The organism is Shewanella decolorationis (assembly GCF_004354305.1).
GTDB classification, from domain to species: Bacteria; Pseudomonadota; Gammaproteobacteria; order Enterobacterales; family Shewanellaceae; genus Shewanella; species Shewanella decolorationis.
The window spans coordinates 3,069,702-3,095,106 of the sequence record NZ_CP037898.1; the positions used below are offsets into that span (position 1 = coordinate 3,069,702).

19 protein-coding genes are annotated in these 25,405 nt (G+C 46.5%); 9 read left to right on the forward strand and 10 right to left on the reverse strand.

The window, feature by feature from the left end; genetic code table 11:
• Positions 1-20: 20 nt before the first annotated feature.
• The 4 genes from EYR25_RS13850 to EYR25_RS13865 all read left to right on the forward strand — a co-directional run bounded on the left by EYR25_RS13850 (position 21) and on the right by EYR25_RS13865 (position 4,325).
• Positions 21-1,577 carry a GGDEF domain-containing protein gene (locus EYR25_RS13850; protein ID WP_023265634.1) on the forward strand — a complete coding sequence of 519 codons (1,557 nt, stop codon included), beginning with the start codon at positions 21-23 and terminating at the stop codon, positions 1,575-1,577.
• Between the two features lie 56 nt (positions 1,578-1,633).
• The gene (gene ppnN / locus EYR25_RS13855) at positions 1,634-2,989 is read left to right on the forward strand and encodes a nucleotide 5'-monophosphate nucleosidase PpnN (protein WP_133180820.1); all 1,356 of its coding nucleotides are present in this window, start codon (positions 1,634-1,636) and stop codon (positions 2,987-2,989) included.
• 14 nt (positions 2,990-3,003) lie between these two features.
• Positions 3,004-3,786: a flap endonuclease Xni gene (gene xni, locus EYR25_RS13860; protein WP_133180822.1), complete on the forward strand. Its 783-nt coding sequence runs from the start codon at positions 3,004-3,006 to the stop codon at positions 3,784-3,786.
• A gap of 110 nt (positions 3,787-3,896) precedes the next feature.
• Positions 3,897-4,325, forward strand: coding sequence for a DUF3192 domain-containing protein (locus EYR25_RS13865; protein WP_023265637.1), 429 nt, complete (start codon positions 3,897-3,899; stop codon positions 4,323-4,325).
• Positions 4,326-4,794: 469 nt separating this feature from the next.
• Here the strand turns inward: EYR25_RS13865 and EYR25_RS13870 are convergent, their stop codons facing one another.
• The gene (locus EYR25_RS13870; RefSeq protein WP_133180824.1) at positions 4,795-8,862 is read right to left on the reverse strand and encodes an esterase/lipase family protein; all 4,068 of its coding nucleotides are present in this window, start codon (positions 8,860-8,862) and stop codon (positions 4,795-4,797) included.
• Positions 8,863-9,913: 1,051 nt separating this feature from the next.
• Positions 9,914-12,730 (reverse strand): S9 family peptidase, encoded by a 2,817-nt coding sequence (locus EYR25_RS13875; protein ID WP_133180826.1) that lies wholly within the window; start codon positions 12,728-12,730, stop codon positions 9,914-9,916.
• Positions 12,731-12,984: 254 nt separating this feature from the next.
• Between EYR25_RS13875 and EYR25_RS13885 the strand changes: the two genes are divergently transcribed.
• Positions 12,985-13,995, forward strand: coding sequence for an isocitrate dehydrogenase (locus EYR25_RS13885; protein WP_011623471.1), 1,011 nt, complete (start codon positions 12,985-12,987; stop codon positions 13,993-13,995).
• 136 nt (positions 13,996-14,131) lie between these two features.
• Here the strand turns inward: EYR25_RS13885 and rlmM are convergent, their stop codons facing one another.
• From rlmM to EYR25_RS13905, 4 genes are all read right to left on the reverse strand, one after another.
• The gene (gene rlmM / locus EYR25_RS13890; RefSeq protein ID WP_133180828.1) at positions 14,132-15,217 is read right to left on the reverse strand and encodes a 23S rRNA (cytidine(2498)-2'-O)-methyltransferase RlmM; all 1,086 of its coding nucleotides are present in this window, start codon (positions 15,215-15,217) and stop codon (positions 14,132-14,134) included.
• Positions 15,218-15,370: 153 nt separating this feature from the next.
• A complete protein-coding gene (locus EYR25_RS13895) occupies positions 15,371-15,763 on the reverse strand; it encodes a DUF423 domain-containing protein (RefSeq protein WP_011717758.1) in 393 nt (130 codons plus the stop codon).
• Positions 15,764-15,856: 93 nt separating this feature from the next.
• Positions 15,857-16,528, reverse strand: coding sequence for an alpha/beta fold hydrolase (locus EYR25_RS13900; RefSeq protein WP_133180831.1), 672 nt, complete (start codon positions 16,526-16,528; stop codon positions 15,857-15,859).
• Complete coding sequence (locus EYR25_RS13905) at positions 16,509-17,420, reverse strand: transcriptional regulator GcvA (protein WP_023268106.1); 912 nt, start codon at positions 17,418-17,420, stop codon at positions 16,509-16,511. Before EYR25_RS13905 ends, EYR25_RS13900 begins: the two co-directional genes overlap by 20 nt.
• Positions 17,421-17,596: 176 nt before the next feature.
• Here EYR25_RS13905 and EYR25_RS13910 point away from each other — a divergent pair, with 176 nt between their 5' ends.
• Positions 17,597-17,830: a hypothetical protein gene (locus EYR25_RS13910; protein ID WP_011717760.1), complete on the forward strand. Its 234-nt coding sequence runs from the start codon at positions 17,597-17,599 to the stop codon at positions 17,828-17,830.
• A 129-nt stretch (positions 17,831-17,959) separates the two neighbouring features.
• Here the strand turns inward: EYR25_RS13910 and thiI are convergent, their stop codons facing one another.
• From thiI to pomA, 3 genes are all read right to left on the reverse strand, one after another.
• A complete protein-coding gene (thiI, locus tag EYR25_RS13915; RefSeq protein WP_133180833.1) occupies positions 17,960-19,414 on the reverse strand; it encodes a tRNA uracil 4-sulfurtransferase ThiI in 1,455 nt (484 codons plus the stop codon).
• A 193-nt stretch (positions 19,415-19,607) separates the two neighbouring features.
• Positions 19,608-20,528: a flagellar motor protein MotB gene (locus tag EYR25_RS13920; RefSeq protein WP_133180835.1), complete on the reverse strand. Its 921-nt coding sequence runs from the start codon at positions 20,526-20,528 to the stop codon at positions 19,608-19,610.
• Positions 20,529-20,531: 3 nt separating this feature from the next.
• Positions 20,532-21,299 (reverse strand): flagellar motor protein PomA, encoded by a 768-nt coding sequence (pomA, locus tag EYR25_RS13925; protein WP_133180837.1) that lies wholly within the window; start codon positions 21,297-21,299, stop codon positions 20,532-20,534.
• A 314-nt stretch (positions 21,300-21,613) separates the two neighbouring features.
• Here pomA and xseB point away from each other — a divergent pair, with 314 nt between their 5' ends.
• The 3 genes from xseB to dxs are packed head-to-tail and all read left to right on the forward strand — an operon-like array spanning position 21,614 to position 24,627.
• Positions 21,614-21,853: an exodeoxyribonuclease VII small subunit gene (gene xseB, locus EYR25_RS13930; protein WP_011623480.1), complete on the forward strand. Its 240-nt coding sequence runs from the start codon at positions 21,614-21,616 to the stop codon at positions 21,851-21,853.
• A 2-nt stretch (positions 21,854-21,855) separates the two neighbouring features.
• Complete coding sequence (ispA, locus tag EYR25_RS13935) at positions 21,856-22,737, forward strand: (2E,6E)-farnesyl diphosphate synthase (protein WP_133180839.1); 882 nt, start codon at positions 21,856-21,858, stop codon at positions 22,735-22,737.
• A 21-nt stretch (positions 22,738-22,758) separates the two neighbouring features.
• The gene (gene dxs, locus EYR25_RS13940; protein ID WP_133180842.1) at positions 22,759-24,627 is read left to right on the forward strand and encodes a 1-deoxy-D-xylulose-5-phosphate synthase; all 1,869 of its coding nucleotides are present in this window, start codon (positions 22,759-22,761) and stop codon (positions 24,625-24,627) included.
• Positions 24,628-24,750: 123 nt separating this feature from the next.
• On the opposite strand, the gene grpE is transcribed toward dxs, so the two are convergent.
• On the reverse strand, positions 24,751-25,371 hold the full coding sequence (grpE, locus tag EYR25_RS13945) for a nucleotide exchange factor GrpE (protein WP_039978556.1): 621 nt from the start codon (positions 25,369-25,371) through the stop codon (positions 24,751-24,753).
• Positions 25,372-25,405 lie beyond the last annotated feature (34 nt).

The window sequence follows — 25,405 nt, forward strand, 5'->3', positions numbered from 1 at the left end:
GAGTTAGGAAAATACTCCGGATGAAGGATTCCAACGCGACAGTTACACAACTGGCACTACTTCAGCAAAAGCTTCACTCGGCAAAATTGGCCTTGGATGAAGTAAACGAAGACAGGAATGCTAAGTTACAAACACTACTCCAATTTATTGGTCATTTGAGTCTTGCCTGCAAAGGGCAAAATTTAGAACTAGACAATAAACTTGCCAAACTTCGCCATAACTTAAATACCTTTGAGCGAGTCGATGAGGCATTGCCGGAATTAGTCGATGTTGAACGTCTACTAAAAGGTCAGTATCACCATGTCATGGTGCAACTTGAAGAAAGTCGCGCGGGGCTTGCACAGGTTATCCGTCAAATCCAGCGGGTAAACTCTGCCCCTGAAAAACTCAAAAAAGAAGTTAACTACTTCAAGCAAGATCTGGCTAAACCTTTCCACACTGTGTGGGAATATATTCCTAAAGTAAAACAAATCATTGGCTTCTACGATACCATCCTGCAGCAGCAGTTCAATGAGACCGAAAAGCTCGATGTCTTGCCAAAGCATAGGCAACTCGCCCACGAGCTGGCGCAGATGATTTCAGAAATTGAGTTTCGTAAAGACCAACGCGACCAAGTACTGGTGATTAAAGAGCAGTTAGCGTCTGAGGTCGAAATCGACACTTTGCTCGAAGCCTATCAAACGATTTTGTCTCTACTGCTTGACAATATCGCCCGCGAAAAATCGGCCTCGCAAGAGTTTTTGTATGCGCTAAACGATGCCTTAGCGGCAGTGCGCGAAGTGGTAAGCGAATCCTATAATCATAATCAGCGCAGCTTCCAGCTTAAGACACAGCTTAATAGAGAGATAAACTCTCGCGTTGATAACGTAGGTGAAGCCATTATCGACACCGACGATATTGTCGATCTCAAAGCCCAGCTGACCGAACAACTCAACTCCATCCGTTCTGCCCTTGCCCGTAAAGAAGCACTCGAGCAGCGTGAGCAAGCCCTATTACGCAAGTCGATGGAGACCATGCGCAAAGAGCTGAACGAGTTGAGTAATGAGGCTAATACCTATAAAGAACGATTATTCGAGCAGCAAAAACTCAATCTATTAGACAGCCTAACTCAACTACCCAACCGTGCCGCTTTAGAAGAGCGCATGGAGCTTGAGTACCGTAATTATCAACGTCATAAAACCCCACTGTGGATAGCAGTGGCCGATATCGATCACTTTAAGAGCATCAACGACAGCTTTGGTCACAGCACGGGCGATAAAACCCTGCAAGTTATTGCCATGGCATTGAAAAATTCCCTAAGAGATACCGAGTTCGTTGCCCGCTATGGTGGTGAAGAGTTTGTTCTGATTTTGCCAGATATTGACAGCAGCGATATTGGTCAACTTTTAAACAGGGTCCGTGAAAAAGTAAAAAATATTCCATTTAAATTTAAAAATCAGCGGATTACAGTTACAGTATCTATAGGGGCTGCGCAGGTTATGGGGAACGAGCTCATACATGAAACCTTCGAGCGCGCCGATGCAGCACTCTACAAAGCAAAACATGAAAGCAGAGACAGGGTTGTGATTGACGTATAACAAAGCCAGCCTATACGTCGCCAGTTATCACTCCTGTCTATACGAAGGAGTGATAAATGATAGTAAAAGTCAGCCCTAAGGGCAGCATGGATCAGCTTTCACAACTTGAAGTTGATCGCCTTAAAAAAAGCGCCAAAAGCGCCTTATATCAACTGTATCGTAACTGCTCCCTCGCCGTACTCGCCGCGGGTCTTAAAACCGACAACTCTAAAGCGTTGTTCGAGCAATACCACAACTTCGATATTCACGTGCTGCAACGTGAACGTGGGGTTAAGTTAGAACTTATCAATCCCCCCGAGCAAGCCTTTGTCGATGGACAAATTATCACAGGTATCCAAGAGCATTTATTTTCGGTGCTGAGGGATATCCTTTATATCAGCGACAAATACGACACCCTAAAACACATAAATCTCACTAACGCGAGCCACATAACTAACGTAGTATTCGATATTTTACGTAACGCCCATGCCATTGCACCGATGAAAGACCCGAACGTAGTCGTCTGCTGGGGCGGCCACAGCATTAATGCCATCGAATATCAATATACTCGCGAAGTGGGTTATCAACTCGGCCTGAGAGAACTCGATATTTGCACCGGCTGTGGCCCAGGCGCGATGGAAGGCCCAATGAAGGGCGCAGCCATTGGTCATGCAAAACAGCGGATTAAAAACGCCCGTTATATTGGTCTCACCGAGCCGAGTATTATTGCCGCAGAGCCGCCCAACCAAATTGTTAACGAGCTGGTGATTTTACCCGATATCGAAAAACGCCTTGAAGCCTTCGTACGCTTAGGCCACGGCATTATTATCTTCCCCGGCGGAGCGGGTACCGCCGAAGAGTTACTGTATATTCTGGGGATTTTGCTGAACAAAGAAAATCAGCAAACCCCCTTCCCACTGGTACTGACAGGCCCCAGTGAGAGTGCGGACTATTTCATTAAAATTGATGAGTTTATCGCCGCCACCTTAGGGCCTGAGGCTCAACAAAAATACCGAATCATTATCGATAATCCCGCCGAAGTCGCGCGAGTGATGAAGCAAGGTATGGAGCAAGTAAAAAACCATCGCCGCGCCACTGGCGATGCCTATCAATATCAATGGGGGCTAAAAATTGAACCCGAGTTCCAACTTCCGTTCATCCCCAGCCATGAGGTGATGGCCAACTTAAATTTGCATTATCAGACGAATAAAGCTGAGCTAGCGGCCAATTTACGCAAAGCGTTTTCGGGTATCGTTGCGGGTAATGTAAAATCAGACACCATTAAGCAAATTGAACAATTAGGCCCCTTCCACATTAAAGGGGACCCGCATTTAATGGAATTGATGGACAATTTGCTAGGGGCCTTTGTTGCCCAACATAGGATGAAACTGCCGGGTAGCGCTTATGTTCCCTGCTATCAAATAGTGAAATAAAACAATAACCGCCAATGAATAAGTTTTTAATTATCGATGGTCTCAACTTAGTTCGCCGGATTTATGCGGCAATCCCAGATGAGAACGATATGGACAGTTTAACGGAGCGTGTGAGTGTCGCCTGCACTAAACTGCTGCGCATTCACCACCCTACCCATGTCGCTATCGTCTGGGATGGTGATGAGATCTCTTGGCGTAAACAACTTTATCCCGATTATAAAAAGGGCCGTAAACCTATGCCCGAGCCTCTGGCCGCGGGCTTACCTGCACTGCAAGAACATCTTAAAAGCGTACAAATTCAATCGATTTATGCCGCCGCCGAAGCCGATGATGTTATTGCCACACTTGCGATGAAAACCGCCAAAGCCCAAGGTGAAGCCGTTATCGTGTCCACCGATAAAGGCTTTAGCCAACTCAATCATCCGCGTATCAGCCAATGGGATCATTTTAATCAGCAATACCTCAACATCGCCGAACTTGAGCAAAAGCTAGGAGTAGATCGTAGCCAATTTCTTGATTTAATGGCACTAGCTGGTGATAGCGGCAATAAAATCCCAGGTATTGCAGGTATCGGCCCCAAATCGGCGGCCGAACTACTCCGCACTTTTAGAACTCTAGCGGCGTTGTTTTCCTCTTTGCCCAATCTCGGCGCAAAACAAGCCAAAAAACTGGCCGAAGGTCGAGATATGGCGCGCCTTAGTTATAAATTAGCCCAGCTACAAACCGATTTACCCTTAAACATCAATCTAAAAGATTTTCGGTTCAATGGCCCCGCCAACACGCCGCAGGTCGATTAGCGCCTCTTGTTAACACTAAGTTGCAATAAAGCCGTTTACCTCAGGTCATCAAAAGCGTATTTTATTGGTTTGCCAAATAACACATTGGATATGCAAAGGAATTAGATTCAATGAAATCAAAAGCTTCGGTTATTATTGGTAGCATATTTGCCGCCTATGTCGCCTTCGTCGCTGTAGTGGTTCTTGTATATGAGCCCACCCCGGATGAAATGGATTGGGAAGATAGGCAAGTCTATAACAGCCAGAAATTAAATGATTTAACCCTCGGGCAAGATATCTCTGCCGTCAAAACCCTGTTTGGTAAGGCCGATTTTACAGAGGCCAAATCCCTTAAGGAGGGTCAACTACAAGTACTCTTTTATCGTACTCACCATGAAAAATCCGATGGCGTAACCACAAAAGAAGAATGCACCCCACTGATTTTTAAAGACGATAAACTCGTGGCATGGGGTGATGATACCTATAAACAGTATCTCGACGCTGGCACCGATATCGTAAGCCGCACCGCCAAAGAGGTCGAAAGCTCAAGCAAAAATTGATTTGGCTCTGATATCGCCATCATCCCTAAGCTAAATATCCAAAGCTTATTGAGCTATCTCCAAAAACGGCAATGTAAATCAATACATTGCCATTTATGTTCCAGAACTGCTTGGAAGCGAGATAACTTTATCGTCAAGTTTGCAGAATGAATTGTCATTTTCCCCTGTGACACGCAACCCTTTAATTTAATAAAAACCGTCCCTGAGGCTCGACTAAAACCTAGATGTTTTAAAAGGTCACAGGTACAACAATGACAATCTTAAGTATCTCTCTAACTGTTCGTGCAGCTAAAAAGCTTTTGCCCCATTTTGTGTTAGCAACGACCATGATTTAACTCTTGTTACACATCTCGTTGACCAAACTTTAGTAATGCACAAAGTGAGTAGAGTTACTGTGGTTATTCAGTACGAAATCAGGCCTAAGCTAGTATTATGAATCCCACAACTCAAATATTTGGTCAAAGTTCCACTATTCAAATCTTTCATCTGTATTTCGAGCTCGCTCTTCTTCCCATTTTCGCTCAATGTCTATCCAGCTTTGTAGGGATGCTTTCTTTGAACTAGCCCATTGTTGAACTTTTGAATCGTCAAAATTTTCTAATTCAACATATACAGAGAGGCGCGCCTCAAGGAAATTAGCATACGACCCATGAATCGTGCTAGCTCTGCGAGTTATATCCATTTTTTCCAGTACCTCTAAGGCATTAGGGCTGATGTTCAAAAGCAATCTCGCTTCTTTGGTCAGTTGGTATACTTCGTTTTCTTTTCTATACGGCGATATTATCTCGGCAACAATAGGGCATCGTTTTGATAGGTTACTTCCACACCATTCAGAAATAAGTTCAAGTGGTATTGATGGTGTTTGGTTGCATTTAAAAAATGTGACTGCACGTTCCTGACAATTCCCTTTTTCATCGAGTAAGCTATCAAGAACAGCCTTAGGATTAGACTTCATTAATACATCGATTGTCTGAGGAAGATGATTCCCAATACTAAACAGTGGTTGCTGCTCAATCATACGTTCGAGAATTAAACGAGTTGCTTCATAGTTATTTGGGGTTGTAAGGGCAACTCTCACCACATTATGCATCACGTGATCTTTGTGACCATTGAAATCTTCTTTTGAGAAGTCAGCAAGGAGGAGAGTTTGCTGAGCTAGTTCTTTTATTTCATTTGAAGGAGCATACGCATTTTCAGGCCTTAAACCGTGGAATCTCATAGACAGGATTTCAATTGAAATCATTATACCATCAGGTTGTCTGTTAATTAGACTTAGTATTTTACCAAGATCGTTATCAGAAAGTGCTTCATGGACTCTTCCATACCCAAGAAATTGGTAAAAATGAATTGGCGATTGCTGCATTTCAATAGCCTGAATTAGCCTAGTTACGGCATTGGTATCGAGAGTTACGCAGAACTGTATATAAGGGAACAATTTATTTGCTCGCTTATCATGCAACAGACTATCGAGAATCGAGTTAGTTAGTTCGGGCCTGATTTGGCTTAGGTGGCGAATGAACCCGCGCAGTACATTGATTGTCTGTTTCTCAAACGGGATTTCTGATAAGTTGGCGAGAAGCTTTTCCCAGAAGTTTAAGTGGTCATCTACACCTTTTGCGCACCCAACACCAAACGCATGGTGCCGGCTCCAATCTCCCTGAGTAGACAATATTTCAGGTAGTTTTGATTCAAGGTATAGCAGATGTGACTTAGATAAGTCTTTTCCTAGTTTTTCTGCGTTTTCTTCAGCAATCTCATAACCGTTTAATTCACTTTCACCATCCTCACCAGTGGTCTCCAAACAATAAAAATTATTGTGGATTGATAGCAAATACATGTGTATTTGTTCATCGAGAGAAGTAGGGCGCAGTCTATTTAGAATTCCTTTAATCATGCCAATTTCGGCGTTTTCTAAATCCTTCGCGTTGAATTGTAGAAATGAGCCTAGCTGCAGCCACCCTTCACTCCATTCCCCGGTACACAACACTACGTTAATTACATCTTCTAAAACTTTCCAGAGAGCTTTGTTATGGAATAGTTCACTAAGATGAGCTGCTAAAGTGGACTTCGCGTGTTTATGAAGCGGATCATTACGTTTTGCTAATGATGCGGTGTACTCAATAAAGAATTGATACCACTCGGTGCACTCTTGATTTGATGAAGGGTGGTACCCATAGTCTCTAGAGCGAGCACCAAAGTCGAAACTATGATGCGATGAGAAATGTGAAGACTCTAGCGATGCGTCAAGTAACTCAAAACCGATTTCTATTTTGCATTCATCACCGGATTCAATGAGTTCATTGATGGTGCTTAATCTTTGTTCTTTACTAGCATGTGTGCCTGATAGGTAAAGATAAAACAGTGATTTCAGAACATCTCTAACGGAGTTGTAGTTCTCATTTTTCTTTTCGGATGTGGCAATCTCCGCTAGTAACTTAGTACTTTGAATAAAAAGTTCAGGCCCATAAGCTAAGCTTCTAAGTAGCTCCGCCAATTGTGAGAATTCTGGATTTTTTCTTGTAAGGAAATTAGCGTCATTCTCGGACTGTTTTATCAGGAAATCTAACGTTTCCTGGGGGGCTATTGGTGCTGAGTTTGTCAAAATAGTTAAAGCCAGCTCTTGTTCGCCACGAGCCAGAAGTTTGCTGATTGTCCCTCCCTGTTTTAACCAGCTTGCTACAACATCTTGAGCTTCTGCACAGTTATCTAGGTAGCTAATTCGGCGAGATACTGACTTAAGGATACGTCTGTCCGTACTTTCATTGAAGAAACTAACAAATAAGTTTGCTGGAATATTTTGCATGGCGACTTTTGCTAGTCTGTTTGCAATAGGATGCGGAAGTACCGCCATCCATATCCCTCGTTGCTGAATGAGGTTACGGCGCTTTAGCTCTTGAGCACTTTCGTAGAGAGTTTTTGTGGGAGTGCTGGATACACAACTGAGAAGTTCTAACTCGCTCGAGAACGGATTCTCATCGTCTTTATATTGAAATGAGTAAACAAGGGACAAAGCCTGTGCAGCTTGCATCAAAGAGTGTTCTTCTTGATGACGCTGGTGGAACAGTCTCTTGAAAAGCTGATCATCCTTCAGATGAGATATGCTTTCTACTTGTTCCACTGTTGATGCTAATGCGATAGCAATCCGAGCATTACCACCAGAAAACTCAGCTATTTTACTTGCGTCTTGACCGCTTAAATGTGTGAACCTAGCTTTTAGTAAATTGGTGATTAGGGTATCGGACGCTGGTTCCAAAGATAGCACACCCGTTCCTTCCGGCTGATCTTCGCGGATATCATATTCAATGGTAAGTAGACTGATACTTTTCTTGCAACTTGGTGCTAAATCCCGATGTAGCTCGGGAGGGCAGTTGTCTATTATAACAATAGCTTTCTTGTCTTCAGCTACCAGCTTCTCTATCACTGCTCTTGGAGTCGGAATTGGGGCGTGTCCCATATCGGTATAAATCACCTGCTCTGCGGGAAGCTGATGTTCCCCCACACGCTCATCAAATAGAGCTTGGACTAGTCGAGTTTTTCCCACACCAGACAGACCGACAAGCCGGGTAGTGGTACCTGATGCCCCTAATCTGATTCTGAGAGATTGAATTGCTTCAATACCGGTTTTGCCTTCTTTATCACTTGAGGAAACGTCGAAAAGGCGGACTTGCTCGTCAACAATGTACGTTTCCTCAATCCCCTTTGGGGAGTTAGACCAGTTTGAATATCCTTGCCAGCCATGGCTTCCCTCTGGATACTTAGATCCCAGCCATAGTAATAGCGGTGGCTTGGTTTCTTTGACCACGAAGCTCTTTATATATTGGTAAATTTGGCTTTGTTTATTTGGGAACTTAGTAATACTGAGGTGGTCAGCATCCACAAGTAAAGCCTCAGTATTTAATCCCGGATCAGCACTGTCCGGAGTAACAACTGTTAGGAGGCGCTTGCAAGGCTGATTCTCCATGAGTATCAGGTGGTCTATATCACGATTACGAACCCAAGCTCTATACCATTCGTTCAACTCACGTAGGTTTGGATCATTTTTAAGTAGAGAAGCTGTAGCCACGGATGGTAACGCAATGATTCGGAACCTATCAGCCAAGTCTGCACCTGAAGAACCTCTATGTGGGGTTGCTAGAAAGCTGACTTTGGTAACTCGCCCCATTAAGCTTTGTACTTCTGAGTTTCTATCCGCATAGTGGAACATTTGCTTGATCATCAGCCCTCCCATGCTATGACCAACAAAGATTATTTCTCCGTCTCGGAGTAATGGCTCTTGGTTTAATCTGTGCAGAATATCTTTTGCTCTGTCGGTAAAGTGCATAGCTTTTAGGCTTCCCCAACGAGAAATTGGGTTTAAGTATCCAACCGACCAAATGGCAATATTGTCAATTTCTTCACTAAGCCAGTTAGGCCAAAAGCCTTTATCCGGAGTAGAGGAAAGCCAAGTCTTTTCGTAGTGTCCACCTAACCCATGTATAAAGACAACGTGGGTCTTGATATCTCCATCAGATTTAGACATTAGATGCAACTCGGCCATCTTTACTTTCCTTATAATAAGTAAGAGGTAAACGTGGGGTATTCATTCAATTTTGATTGCATTGTATCAAACTAGATGCAATTACAGACATAAAATCAGTTGTTTGAGGCTCTTGATTGGTGTCGACTCTCCAACGACCTATGATATTGATTTAGGAGGCTAGTCTTACGCTTAAAAGTGGTTGTGTTTTCTTTTATATTCTTGAGTGACTATATAGATTCATAGGGCTTAGATCTTGCCTTTTGAAACATTAAATATCCCCTTATTTTTCCTAATACAAAACGCCTGAACTCGAGTAAAAGATCTAGCTCGCTTTTGTCCCAAACTGAGTTATGTCCATTTGCTTTTTACGTACATATCGCAAATGGGTAGTTAAAATTGGCATTGGGTCTACAGTGACCGTTGGCGACATGGATGTCGCCGTCGAGCCTATAGGGATATATTCACGGCGAGTCACTGGGGAAACAATGACAATAAACTCCATAAATAGATACAAAGATTAATCGCTTTTGTCCCAAAGCATGCTTCGTATTTTTTTAAAACTTAAAGACTACGCTAATGCTAAACAAGTGAGCCATGGTGATTAGCGAGACGACCGTCCGCCCCATGGCCGCTCTTTGGCATCCATGCCACCGCGGCATTCGTGAATCCATTCACATCAGACGGGGCGGTCGAGCATCCAAGGAAGGACTTGAACAACATCCCTGTTTAACGGCCTGTTCGCCATCCATGGCTCTCGTTCATAAGCTTAGAAATCCTAGATTTCTATTCACCGTGTCGTTGAGCAAATACCATGGTTCGCCCTTAAATATGGTCTGTATTCAATAACCATGCAATGATATTCGGCTTCCAATATTTAACGCTCTTCTTGTCCCAAAGCATGCTTTGTATTTCTTTAAAACTTACAGACTACGCTAATGCCAAACAGGTGAGCCATGGTAATTTCAAGAGTATAAAAGGACTATTTCAATGAGCTAGCTCGCGCCCTTATTACCATAAAAAACGCCACCTTTCGGTGGCGTTTGCTTATAGATAAGCCTAAAACAGAGGATTACTCATCATCGGCTTTATATTCGACATAGGCTTCGCCTTGGCTTAACCAGGCTGGCGCGGGTTTACCTTTAAGATAATGGTCGAAGTATTCCATCATGCGAATGCTGTAATCGAGCTTATTAGGGTATTTCTTCAGATGATGGGGTTCATCTTCATATTGTAAAAACACCACATCTTTACCCGCACGGCGCATCGCTAAGTACATTTCAACACCCTGCTCCCAAGGCACCGCATCGTCTTTATCGCCAAACATAATCATCAATGGCGTTTGAATGCGATCGGCATAGAAGACCGGCGAGTTCTCAATATACTTTTGCGGCGCAGCGAAGAGGCTTTCACCTATACGGCTTTGGCCGGTTTCGTATTGGAATTGGCGCGCAAGCCCTGTGCCATGGCGAATTCCGCTGTAGGCGCTGGTCATGTTCGCCACTGGCGCACCCGCCACTGCGGCTTTAAACATCTTGGTTTGAGTGATGGCAAACGCCGTTTGATAACCGCTCCAAGAATGCCCTTGTAAGCCAATGGCGTTAGCATCGGCAACACCCATCTCGATAAGCTTTTGCACGCCCGAGGTCAATGCTTGAACCGAACTGGCACCGGGGTAACCGATATCGAAACGAATATCCGGCAAGAATACCGCATAACCGTTATTCACATACCAAGCGAAGTTTGGTCGGTGGTTGACCTTCATTTGCGGGAAGGCATGCAGCCTGTCAGTCATAAAGCGATAGTAGTACACCATCACAGGGTAACGCTCGCCCGCTTGATAGTTAGTCGGTTTAATCAACACACCATCGAGCGGCTTGCCATCGCCATTGGTCCAATGCACTAATTCGGCTTGGCTCCAATTAAAGGCTTGGCGCTGCTTATCTAAATCGGTTTGCTTCACGGCATTTTGCGGGGTCTGATAGCTTGCGGTATACAAGTCAGGGAACAGATCGAAGCGCTCCTTAGAGAACACTAAGGTATCCGCATCTTTACTGCGTCCAAGCACTGTTAATTTATACTCGCCTTCCATCAAGGTCTTAACGCCCGCTTCGCCTAAGGTCGCTTGATAAAAACCATCGGCCTTAGTCTTGTCGCTGTAACCATGCAGCAGCACAGTGGCATTGTAGGCCAGTGTGGTTGGCTCATCGGGATTATCGACTAAGCCTTCAACACGATATTGAATTTTTTGAGCGCGTCCCTGCCCTGCGGTTAAGGCAAATCCACTTTTCGATGCGGTATTAAACTGCCATACATCGTATTTGTCGTAGACGAGGAAACCTGCATCGTCCTTAAGCCAAGGGCCAAAACCATAACCTGGCGCATTGGAAGGATAATCATGGTCTTCATCGGCAAAACTCACCTTTAAAGACTTGGTCAGATTGGTGCGACGACCTTCGGCAATATCGTATAAATACACATTACCTTGCTGATAATAGGAAACATATTTGCCGTCGCCCGATAAGCTCGGCTCAGCATCGCTTGGTTGTTGGGTTAACAGCGGCAACTTGCGACCCGTGTTGATATCCACCAAGTAATAGTCTTGATAAAAACCCGCCCAAGTGATCATCTTGCGATAGGGCAAGTCTGAGCTTGCCAACATATAACGCTTGTGCTGTGACAGGGTCACATCTGGCACCGTTTTATCGCCAAGCTGCACCACATTGTTTGAGCCTAAATGCAGCACGGCTAAGTAAGTGCGCTTTTGCTCTTTATCATATTGCTTGATTTCATGAGGTTTAATCCGCGGATCGTCCCCATGCCAGACCTTAAGCCCACGTTGGCCTGTGACTATCTCTTTGTCGTAAAGATCTTTTTCTTCTGCGATTTTCTTCAGGCTGAGCTGCTGGCTCACCTCGGGCACACGGCCAAAGAAGAGTCGTTCACTGTCTAGGGAGAAGTTTAAACTGGCGTAACGATTTAACGTCCACTCTTTGGTGTTTGGCACGGGGCGAATTTTGCCCGAAGCCATATCAACTAGGCTTAACTGATAACTGCGGCCATAGGGTAATTCACTCGCATCACCTTGAGTAAAGGCCAGCCAGTGACCATTTTTTGAAAGTGCTAGCGCGCCAATTTGTTGGGTTTGGGACTCAAACGCCGTTGATTTTTTGTAGTCTTTCAAATCAATCAGTTGCAGTCGATGTTGTTTCGCCTCGATATCATTGACCGCAACAGCCAAGCGGCGACTGTCTTTATCGAAGTAATAGGCGGTCACATGCTCCAGATCCACCCGCTGCGAAGGCGAAGACAAATTCACTAAACTAAAACGACGGCCTTGGTCGAACTTATCGACTTTCACCTTCTCGGCTTTGGACTTATCATCGGCACCTTCGGTTTTCTCTTTGGCGTCTTTCTTGGCCTCTTCGTCGGCTTCAAACCAAATGGCTAAATGCGCGCCATCGTCGCTAAAAACAAATTCCTTTACCCGTTCAAATTTGGTTTGCGAGCCCGTTTCAGTGTCGAGCAGCACCATATCAGCCTTAAGTTTTTTCTTGGCTTTAGCATCACTGGTTTCGACTTTAAGCAAACTGGGTTTTACGGCCATAGCCACATAACGGCCAGTGTGACTCACGATAGGGTCTGAGCCGCCTTCAATCTGAAAGTCTTTTCCTGATTGCAGGTTTTTAATTAAACCATGGCTATCGCCACGATCTGGCGCCACCTCTACCGCTAGCACTTGACCATTGTCAGCGATAACGGGCTTTTCGAGGGACTCAAACTTCATTATGTCGGTCAGGGTAAGGGGTTTAGTGCTAGTTTCAGCATGGGCATGCGGCAATATTCCGAGGGATAACAGCACTAGCGATGTGATAGGTAATAACTTCAATGTCTTCCTCTTTTATGTAGTTGTTAGACTAAAGTAGACTTTTTTAACCATTGGCTCTCCATCATCGTTATAACCCAGTATTTTTACAAGTTTTACCCAATAAAAAATCGTGATATTGCTCACTATTTCCTGTGAAGTTTGACCAAAGACGGTTAAAATAATAGTGAGAAAAAACACCAAATTCATAGTCATGTTACCCGGCTAATACCGGGTCGGACGATTGCAGTAACGACGAACCGTGGAAGGACTTCTCCATGTCAAAAAGAACGATAACCGTAATTCCAGGTGATGGAATTGGCCCAAGTATTATTGATTCAGCCTTAAAAATTCTTGATAAAGCAGGTTGTGATTTTGAATATGAATTTGCCGATGCCGGCTTAACTGCTCTCGAGAAGCAAGGCGAACTACTTCCGCAGCGTACTTTAGAACTGATCGAAAAAAACCGCATCACCCTGAAAGGCCCGCTAACTACACCAGTAGGCGAAGGTTTTACCTCTATCAACGTGACATTACGTAAGAAATTCGGCCTGTACGCGAACGTACGTCCAGTGTTGTCTTTTAAAGGCACTCAAGCCCGTTATGAAAACATTGATATCATCACAGTGCGTGAAAACACCGAAGGCATGTACTCAGGCCACGGTCAAAAAGTGTCTGAAGACGGCACCACTGCTGAAGCGACCAGTATCGTCACTCGCCAAGGCGCAGAACAAATCGCAACATTCGCCTACGAACTGGCCCGCAAAGAAAACCGTAAGAAAGTCACTATCGTGCACAAAGCAAACATCATGAAGTCAACTTCAGGTCTGTTCCTGAAAGTGGCCCGTGAAGTGAGTCAACGCTACCCAGACATCAAAACCGAAGAAATGATTGTCGATGCGACTTGCATGAAGTTAGTGATGAACCCAGAAAACTTCGACGTCATCGTGACCACCAACCTGTTTGGTGACATTCTGTCGGATCTGTGTGCTGGTTTAGTCGGCGGTTTAGGTATGGCACCTGGCGCCAACATTGGTCGTGATGCAGCGATTTTCGAAGCGGTTCATGGCAGCGCGCCAGATATCGCTGGTAAAAACCTCGCAAACCCAACATCAGTGATCTTAGCCTCTATCCAAATGCTGGAATACTTAGGCATGGCCGATAAAGCCGACATGATCCGTAAAGCCGTATCGGCAGTGATTGAAGAAGGCGACCGTACAACTCGCGATTTAGGCGGCACCCACGGTACGACTGACTTCACTCAAGCGGTGCTTGATCGTCTGTCATAATCGCTTTTGCGCGAAACAAAAAACGCACCTTGGGGTGCGTTTTTTTATGGCCGCTATTTAGCGGGACTGGCCAAATAAAAAGCCCAAACATGTACTTGGGGCTTCACTCACTAACAAAACGATAAAAAACCGCTGATTAGTTCCAAGGTTGGCTCGGTCTAATCCACAGATGGACGGTCACTTCATCACGGTCATGGTATAAGTGCTTACACTGTAACTGGAATTCGTTGATGCCGTTTTCCTTGAGGATTTCCTGCATGGTATTCAAAATCGCCATCACTTCTTTATAACGGCTCTTCATCGGCAGCTTGAGGTTGAAAATGGCTTCTTTAAACCAGCCATTGATGGCCCAAGCTTCGATCAGCTCAGCCACGCGCGCGGGCTTTTCAACCATGTCGCACACTAACCAATAAATGTTTTTACGCTGTGGCTCGAAGCGGAAACCATCCTCGCGGAAATGTTTCACTTGGCCGGTTTCCATCAGCTTTTCATTCATTGGGCCATTATCGACCGCGGAGACCATCATGCCACGACGCACCAATTGATAGGTCCAGCCGCCAGGGCATGCACCTAGGTCCACCGCATTCATGCCGCTGCGAACCCGCACTTCCTGCTCTTCTTTAGGCACAAACTGCGCGAAGGCTTCATCGAGTTTCAAGCTTGAGCGGCTCGGCGCATCGGCAGCCATTTTCAGGCGCGGGATCCCCATAAAATAAGGGGAGCTGTTGTTGCTGAAGGAATAACCTACGTAGGCGCGACCTGGGCCGATAAAGCACACGTGGATAATCGGACGCTTAGGATTTTCCTGTGCCAGTAAACTGCCGGATTTTTTCAAATGCTGGCGCAAAGGCACGGTAAACTTACGGCAAAATGCCGATAGCTCTTTGGCTTCGTTGGTATCAGGGGTTTCAACCCTCAGCTCACCCGCTTTACTCACCTCACTGAGCGCCGCCACAATCGGGCTGACACGGTCAGACTCGGGTAAATCCGCCAACAGCTCGCTTGCGGCAAACATCTGACGGGCAAAAATCAGTGAATCTAACGGCAGTTGCTTCACTAAGGTATCGCCGCCGTCTTCTTCAAAACATTGATATACCACGTAGGCATCGTTGTTGTTGGCCTTAACAAAGCCACCCACATTGAGCTCGGCGGCTCGCTGTTGGATTTCTGCTGCGCATTCTTTCTCATAGCCTGCACGGCAAAATAAAAATAGGTTTTTCATGGAGATCCTTAAGAAATCCAAGCCATAAACATGGCCGACTATCGATTTGGGCGCCAGTATAGCAATTTCAATACACAAAAGCCCGATTTGCTATCGGGCTTTTGTGTTATTGGCAGCATGAACGCACGGCGCAGTGGCTACGCCACACAAGTATTATGACTCGTTGCCATCCACCACTTTATGGCGCCATACGGCCGCGGCCAGCAATAACCAACCTAATAAGAAACAGCCACCGCCCATTGGGGTAATAGGGCCTAACCACTTGCTACCGACTAGCGCTAAACCGTAGAGCGAGCCAGAAAACAGCACTATGCCTGCCATAAACAGGTACGCCGCCCAGTCCAGCAAACGCGAGGTTAACCACTGCCCGGCAAAGGCCACGGCAATCAGCGCAAAGGTATGATAGAAGTGATATTGCACGCCTAGATTAAACACATCAATCAGTTCAGGCGGCGCGACAGCCTTGAGTCCATGGGCACCAAAAGCGCCTAGCGCGACCGCAAAAAATCCGCTTACCGCGGCGAGTAACAACAATCCTTTACGCATTTTTACCTCCAAAAACCAATAGGCTTTACGACGGATGACGCTCAAGCCGTTAGTCCAGACTCTGAGCGCTTTACGCCATATCAAGAAAAAACATTAGCCAATAAATTTTGCTGATAAATCAACAGCCAATGCAAGGTTAGCCGCTTCGGTCGTGCCTGACGACTTTCTTGGGACAAAACTATGATCCCCATCGGCTAAGTATTCAATTTGTATATCACTGTTAAGCGGCCAACTTAGGATCTGCGCCTGAGTGCCAAACTTATCCCGCTCACCTTGTAGCACTAATACAGGCACTTGGCAGTCGTTTAGGGGTTCTAACCTAGGTTCACCCCCCTTAAGTGGGATAAAGGGATAACCTAAGCAAATGACCCTATCGATACGGCTGGCTTGCGCGCTATCGCAGGCCAGTAACGCCGCCATGCGTCCACCCATGGATTTGCCCATCAAGACCACACGCTTAACCTCAGGCTGAGCGTGCGCCACATCGAGCATCTCGCCAAAACAGGCAAGCAGCTTTGGCGCTCTGTCAGGCGGGCGCTTTTTACCATCCTCGGCATTGGCCTGCATGTAGGGAAAATTAAAGCGCATCACTTGAAAACCCTTTGCGACAAGACCTGCGGCCATTTGGCACATAAAGTCGGAGTCTCGATTCGCTCCCGCGCCGTGGGCAAATAAAATCAAAGTTTCTGATGGCGCGCCTTCTAACACATAGGCACTTGACGCAACATCCTCGTTAACCGAGGGATTATCCGGGCAACAACTCACTGCGTGACTCCTCGGCAAACATATCTAACATCCACTCACGGAACGCGACCACTTTACCCAGCTCGGCATGATTCTGTTGGCAGACGAGGTAATAGGCATCTTTGCTCACTAACACTTCTTGGAATGGGCACACCAGTCGACCCGCCTTAATATCGGGGCGAGCGAGTACGCTATAACCTAAGGCCACACCTTGGCCATGGGCTGCCGCCTGCAAAACGAGGGAGGAATGGCTAAAAATCGGCCCTTGGTTGACGTTGATATCGTGAATGCCACATTGTCTAAACCAAGCCTGCCAATCGTGACGGCTCATATCGTGCAGCAGCGTGTGGTGTTTTAAATCTTCCGGCTTAGACAAGGGCTTAGGGCCATTTAACAGCATTGGCGAACATACAGGGATCAGCACTTCATTACGAAGTTTATCGGCGCGAAGCCCGGGCCAATTGCCTAAACCATAATAAATGGCAACGTCGACATCGTCGGTTAAGGAGCTGGCCTCTGTGTCTACCGCCTTAATTCGTACGTCAATGTCGGGATTTTTTTCACTAAACTTCGACAGGCGCGGCACCAGCCACTGAATAGCAAAGCTTGGCGACATGCTCACTGTCAACGAACCAATGGCGCTACGCGCAAGCAGCCTGTCGGTCGCATCCGCCAGTTGGGTGAAGATATCTTTAATATCGAGAAAATAGCTCTGGCCTTCTTCGGTCAGTAGCAGTGATCGATTCTTTCGGCGAAATAATTTTAATCCGAGAAAATCTTCCAGCGCTTTAATTTGGTGACTCACCGCAGCCTGAGTCACAAACAATTCTTCAGCCGCTCGAGTAAAGCTCAAATGCCGTGCGGCGGCCTCAAATGCTTTAACCGCATTCAGTGGTGGTAAGCGTCTTGACATAGTGATCTCTATCTCAATTTTTAATTAGTTTTTCTAATCCGTATTGTTACATTTAATCGTTTGTAAAGGCCAGCGTTTTTGATTAAATTTTGCGCCAACGAAACACATGAGTTGGACAATCTCGAACGGGTGATGGGAATGTCTGACAGCAATACTTTGTCAGCCCGGAGGCGACTATGTTCAATTTAAAATCTGCTTTTGCATTAGTGTTAGTCAGCGCACTCAGTGCCAATGTCAGCGCAAATGTTATCGATGCAGAAATTATCATCGACACCAGTGATTTACAGGCAAGCATCAATGCCGAACTGACTGCGACGATGGAAAAAATGCATGAAGAAGCGCTGCAGGATCCTACCTTATTGCTTGCCGATGAAGTGTTACCGGCCCAGCAAGTGGTCAAGACCGAATAAATTGCACTGCTTATCCGTAAAATAAAAGCCGCATTCCAATGCGGCTTTTTTGTATTCGTTTACCTGCGAATTGGCGCATTAAGGCCAAAGTTGATGTTTGGCCTTAGCTCGCGTTTTACTGGCTATCGCTTAAGGGCGGTAAACCTTAACATTGTGATAACCTTGCTCAATCAGGTATAGCGCCTGTAATTTACTCATCACCCCACGCTCGCAGTACAACAGGTAAGTCTTCTGCTTATCGAGATCGGCAAATTGAGTCGCTAATTTGAAGAAAGGAATGCGCTTGATTTCCACGCCTTCAATCTCCAGCGGCTTGTTCTCTTCTTCCTCAGGGGCGCGAATATCAATCACCACTTCATTGGTGTCGATAGCAACAACGGTTTCAGTTTCAGTGATACGCGTATTCATTTGTTCTGCTATCTCCCTGATATCAATGGCCACGGCCTGCTCAACGATACGGTCAATCAAGTCCTCAGAGAATTTGGTCTCTTCGGCCTCAACCTTGGCCAGTACCGCCTTCACGGTTGGCTTTTGCGAAATCACGCCGCAATACTCGGGCATAGATTTAGCAAAATCTTCGGTGCCGATACGGCGGCATTCGTTGATGATGTCCTGCTTGTCCATGGCGATCAGCGGGCGCAGGATCAGCATATCGGTGCAGCGGTCAATCACGTTCAAGTTAGTTAAGGTTTGGCTCGATACTTGGCCTAAACTCTCACCTGTTACAATCGCCTGAATGCCCATACGCTCAGCAATACGCGCCGCGGTGCGCATCATCATACGCTTGAGCACCACGCCCATTTGACCGTTGTCGATTTTCTCTAAAATCTCGGCCACCACAGGCTCGAACGGCACAGACACAAACTTCACCTTGTGGGATTCGCCATAGGTTTTCCACAAATGGTAAGCGACTTGTTTCACGCCAATTTCATGCTGCGCGCCGCCGAGGTTGAAGAAACAGTAATGGGTTCGAGCGCCCTTCTTAATAAATTGGTAGCTCGACACGCCTGAGTCAAAACCGCCCGAAATCAAGGACAACACATCTTCCTGCGTCGCCATTGGGAAGCCGCCTAAGCCTTCGATACGCTTAGTCACCATATACAGTTTATCGCCCTCGATTTCGAGGTTAACTGTCACTTCTGGGTTCTTCAAACGCACGCCAATCGCATCGGTAAACTGGTTTAAACCGCCACCGACATAACGCTCGACTTCGATAGAGTTAAAATCGTGGGAGCCTGTGCGTTTAACGCGCACACAGAAGGTTTTACCGGCAATTTGATCACGGTAAACGGGTAAGACTTGCTGGTAGATATCGTCGACTGAGGTAAAGCTATATTCATCCACTTGCACCACATGGGCGATCCCAGGAATACAGGCTAAACGCTCACCAAAGGCCTGAGCTAATTCAGGTTTATCATTTGGCACCTTTACCCAAATACGGTCCCATTGACGTTGCACTTTGGCATCTTCATCAACTTTTTTGAGCACGTTACGGATGTTGGTTTCAAGCATTTTGGTGAAGCGCATGCGCACGGGCTTGCTCTTCATCATGATTTCTGAGTACAGCTTTACAATAAACTTCATGGGATTTCCGCGGGCAATTTTGTAAACAGCAAAATTGGTTAAAAGAATAATCGCCGGATTATAACAAACTCACGGCGATTGGCGCACCTGTTTCCACACACGGACTGCTCGTGGCGTGCGCTTATGCACAAGTCAAAAAAATCACATAGAAAAACGCCGTGAAACATTCACGGCGTTTTATTCAAGCTTAACGCTAATTCCCTACTTGAATTTCCTGAGATTCTTTTGCCTTACCCTGCTCAATAGCAATCTCAACGCGGCGATTTCGTGCGCGGTTTTCAGGTGAGTCATTAGGCACAATGGGATTATTCGACGCCATCCCGACAACTTTCATCCGCTTGGGATCGAAGCCCTTTACTTGCAGCAGCACATCGGCCACCGCCACAGCGCGTTTACTGGAGAGATCCCAGTTCGAACTATAGAGCTCATCACTTATCTGCATATCGTCGGTGTAACCGGATACGGTAACAATCCCTGGCACATCCTTGAGTAACTCACCAACAGAACGCACTACAGGCTTAAATCGCGGTTGCAAGAACCCCGAACCAGACGCAAATGACCCCTTTTCACGAATACGGATAATGATTTGCTGCCCAAGTGACTCGATTTCAATGGCGCCATCAGTGATCTCTTTATTGAGCTCCTGCGCCATTTTTTTCACTTGTTGATTAATTTTATCCTGCGCCGCCGCGGCTTCAGCTTTAACCGCATCCGCAGTTTCTTGGGCCGTAGCCGAGGCTTCACCGCCCCGCTGCGAACCATTTTGCTGCTGAGTCCCCCCCGCGCTATCGTCTTCACCCGCTTGGAAATCCAACGTGGGTTCGGTCATTTCGTTGGTTTGTTGGTTGATGATCTCAATTGGCGTGGGATCGGGACGACCAGGACGAAACTCCAACGCAATCACAGACGTCCCCTTAGGAATATCTTTGACTTCGACCTTATTTTGTACCCCGAAAGCATACTTCATCGAGCCTGCAATCTGCTTAAATTTCATCACGTCCATTTCGGAGAATGACAGCAGCAGCACGAAGAAACACATCAAGAGGGACATCAAATCGGCAAATGTTGCCAACCAGAGCGGCGCTCCGGGCGGTGGACAGTTGCACTTAGCCATGGGCTACTCTCCGTCCGTTGTATCGATTTTCCGCTGTTTTTCAGCAAGATAATTTTTTAAGAAACCTTCAATCACCCGTGGGTTTTGGCCATCTTGAATAGCCAATACCGCATCCATAATCAGGTTGCGGTTAAGCATCTCTTCGCCCATGCGCAAGCTCAATTTATCGGCAATGGGAATACACACCATGTTGGCGACCACGGCGCCGTACAGCGTCGTTAACAAGGCCACCGCCATGGAAGGACCAATCGATTTAGGATCTGACATGTTGGATAACATGGCCACCAAGCCCACTAAGGTACCAATCATCCCCATCGCAGGGCCGACATCACCAAAGGCCCTAAAAATCGCAATGCCGTTGCGATGGCGCTCTTCAGTAAGGGCTATGTCTTTTTCAAGCGCGGCGCGCACCACTTCACCATCGTGACCGTCTACCAACATATCGACGGCTTTTTGCATAAAACTATTGGAAATTTGCGCTTCTTCAAGGGCAAGGAATCCGCCTTTACGGGCGGCATCGGCCATCGTGACTGACTGTTCGATAAGATCTTCAGGCTTATCAATCTTAAACATAAAGGCTTTGACGGCGATTTTTACCGCGCCCAAAAACTGTTTGAGATTGAATTTCATCATTACGACGAAGAATGAACCACCGAACACGATAAACACTGAGGGAACGTCGATAAAGATTGCCAGGCCGCCGCTGGTCATCATAGCCCAAAGGATAAAACCAAAGCCCCCGACTAGTCCTATAACTGTAGCTAAATCCACAACGGCTCCTCAATATTCGGTATAAACGACATCATACTGACTCTATTCGCAAAATAACACTAAATGTCACCCGCAGCAGGTTAACACTTTGGTCTTAACTCAAGTCTTATTTTATGATGTCGAAGGATGATTATAAGCATAATGCTATTATTGTCTTTTATCGGACAAGCACTAAGCAAGTTTAGCGGCAATTTCAATTTTCTGAAAAAAATTCAGCAACAAAGCGTGCTATCGAGCAAATATCCGTCGACTGAATTTGACCCTTGGGCCGCCCTGATATACCTTGTGTCCGCTCTTTCAAAGGAATTATTAACGTGGCGAAGAAACCCGAAAATCTCAGTTTTGAAGAATCCCTTGGTGAACTCGAGCGCATCGTTGCCGAATTAGAACAGGGCGATGTCTCTCTGGATGATGCGTTAAAACAATTTGAACGTGGCATCAATCTGGTGCGTAACAGCCAAGCAAAACTCGAGCAAGCTCAACAAAAAGTGGCCATTTTACTCAAACAGGATGAAAATGCGCCCCTATCTCCCTATGCCGTTGAGGGCGAATAAGCGTGTTAGTCAATGCAATAAAAGAATATCAACTAAGGGTTGATGACCAATTAAAACAACGTTTTAGTACACTCGAAGACACAGCACCGCAGTTAAAGGCCGCCATGACCCACGGCGCGCTATTAGGCGGTAAGCGTATTCGTCCCTTCTTGGTTTACAGTGTGGGACAAATGTTTGGGGTGCCGCTTGAAAAGCTCGACGCCTGCGCCGCCGCCATTGAGTGTATTCATGCTTATTCGTTAATCCATGACGATTTACCCGCCATGGACGATGACGACCTTCGTCGTGGTCAACCCACAGTGCATATCGCCTTCGATGAAGCGACCGCCATCCTTGCAGGGGATGCACTGCAAACCTTAGCCTTTGAAATTGTGACCGAAGCCGTGCCGGGGATCTGCAGCGAGCAACATATCGCCATGGTGAGAGCGCTGGCGAAAGCCTCGGGTTACCGTGGTATGTGTGGCGGCCAAGCGATTGACTTAGCCTCAACCGATAAACTCATCGACCTTAAGGCCTTAACTCAACTGCATAATATGAAAACGGGCGCCCTTATCAGCTGCGCCGTTGAGTTAGCCCTGATCGCCGCTAATGCGCCAAAAGATGAATATCAGACTATGATGGAATTTGCCCATGCGGTAGGACTTGCCTTCCAAGTGCAAGACGATATTCTGGACATCATTGCCACCACGGAAGAACTCGGCAAACCCCAAGGCTCTGATGCTGAATCAAATAAGAGTACTTTTCCGCAACTACTTGGACTGCAAGGCGCCAAAGACACCGCCGCGCAACTGATCCAAGAGGCACTATCAGCGCTGGCTAAATTGCCATACAATAGCCAGTTAATTGCAGACTTCGCCCGCTATATCATTGAGCGAAGAATATAATAAGAGACGAAGTATCTCGCTATGAGTTTGGACATTTCACAGTTTCCCGTGTTGGCTCAAGCCAACACTCCTAATGAACTCCGCCAGCTTCCTCAGGCCCTGTTACCTCAATTGGCCGATGAGTTGCGGGAGTTTCTTCTTAAGTCCGTTGGCATGTCCAGCGGACATTTTGCCTCTGGACTTGGCACAGTCGAACTGACTGTTGCCCTGCATTATGTCTATAACACCCCGTTTGACCGTTTGATTTGGGACGTTGGCCACCAAGCCTATCCCCATAAAATCCTCACTGGTCGCCGCGACAGAATGCACACCATTAGGCAAAAGAACGGCTTACATCCTTTCCCTTGGCGGGAAGAAAGTGAATACGACACCTTTAGCGTGGGGCATTCAGGCACATCTATCAGTGCCGCATTAGCCATGGCAGTTGCCGCCGAAAAAGAACAGGCAGGCCGCAAAGTGGTCGCCGTGATTGGCGATGGCGCCATGACGGGTGGTATGGTGTTCGAGGCCATGAATCACGCAGGTGATTTGCACAACGATATGCTGATGGTGCTGAACGATAACGAAATGTCGATTTCAGAAAACGTCGGCGCGCTCAACAATCACTTAGCGCAGTTGATGTCGGGCCGCCTCTACACCACCATTCGTGAAAGCAGCAAAAAAGTGCTCAAGGGCATGCCGGTCATCAAAGAGATGGCCAAGCGCACCGAAGAGCACCTAAAGGGCATGGTTGTACCTGGCACTCTGTTTGAAGAGTTAGGCTTTAACTATATCGGCCCCATCGATGGCCACGATGTCGATGCCCTAGTGGAAACCCTGCGCAATATGCGCAATCTCAAGGGCCCACAAGTGCTGCACATCATGACCAAAAAAGGTCGTGGCTATGAGCCAGCCGAGAAAGATCCTATCGGTTGGCACGCGGTACCTAAATTTGACCCATCACAGTTTAAGAAGCCAGCCACTAAGCCAGGACTGCCAACCTTCTCCCAAGTGTTTGGCAAATGGTTATGTGATATCGCTGAGCAGGATGAAAAAGTCTTAGGGATTACGCCTGCCATGCGTGAAGGTTCGGGCATGGTGGAGTTTTCACAGCGTTTTCCAAAACAGTATTTCGATGCCGCTATTGCCGAGCAACATGCGGTGACCTTAGGTGCAGGGTTTGCCTGTGAAGGCTATAAGCCTGTGGTCGCCATTTACTCGACCTTCCTGCAACGGGGCTATGACCAGCTAATCCACGATGTGGCGCTTCAGCGTTTACCGGTATTGTTCGCCATTGACCGTGGCGGTATCGTCGGTGCCGACGGCCCAACCCACCAAGGGGCATTCGATTTAAGCTTTATGCGCTGCATCCCGAATATGGTGATCATGGCGCCATCGGATGAAAATGAATGTCGCCAAATGCTCTATACCGGTTATTGCTATGATGCAGGCCCGAGCGCGGTGCGTTATCCAAGGGGCAGCGCCACAGGCGCGACTCAGGTAGAAGCCATGACGGCGCTGCCTATTGGTAAAGGCGTGATTAAGCGTTTAGGCAAAGGTATCGCCATGCTGAACTTTGGTACCACCTTAGCCGCCGCCTTAACCGCCGCAGAAAGCTTAGACGCCACCGTTGTCGATATGCGCTTTGTGAAGCCCTTAGATGTGGATTTAGTTAAAGAGATGGCGCAAACCCACGATGTGCTCGTGACAGTGGAAGAAAACGCCATTATGGGCGGCGCAGGCTCTGGTGTATTAGAACTGCTGCAAAAGCTTAAAATGCCTAAACCTGTACTGCAAATCGGCCTACCTGATGAGTTTATTAAACATGGCTCTCCAGAAGAAGTGACCCATGATTTACAACTCGATGCCGAAGGTATGTTAGCGCAAATTAATGCCTATCTCGCCAATTAAGGTGAAGGGAGCTTGCTCCCTGTAAATGATAAAGTAAGTTGCTGATTAGCTTTAATAAAAATCTCAAACTAAAAAGGACTGCATCTGCAGTCCTTTTTATTACTTAATGCTCAGCGCGCTCGCTTAGGCTTCAATATTAATCGAAGCAGATTCTTGGCTAGGGCCACCCTGTGACACCATCACCATGGCAGGACGCAGTAAACGGCTGTTTAGCTCATAACCCTTTTGCATCACTAACATCACGGTATTGGCTGGGTACTCAGCGCTTGGCTGCATACCAATGGCTTGATGTTGGTCTGGGTTAAAGGCCTGTCCCTGTGGATCGATAGGTTTTACCCCAAACTTAGCCACAGCAGTTAAGAAGCTCTTTTGCGTAAGCTCAACACCTTCGTAAATCGCTTTGGTGGTTTCATCCTGCGGATTAGTACCTTGCAGCGCACGTTCCATATTGTCTAACACTGGCAGTAATTCGTTGGCGAATTTTTCCAAGGCAAATTTGTTCGCCTTTTCCACATCCATCGCAGCACGGCGACGAATGTTGTCTACTTCGGCAGCAGCACGTATAACTGAATCTTTTTGCTCTTCAACTTTCGCCAAAGCGTCAGCGAGTAACTGTTCCAGCTCTTCAATACGGAAATTGGCTTGGGTAAGCTCATCAATCAGACTCGCTTCTTCGGTAGAAACTTCAGACTCTACACCCTCTTGGATCAGATCCTGTTCTGCTTTAATCGACTCGTTGCTCATTTTCACTCCAGCTAAAAATGCTTTGTTTCTAAAT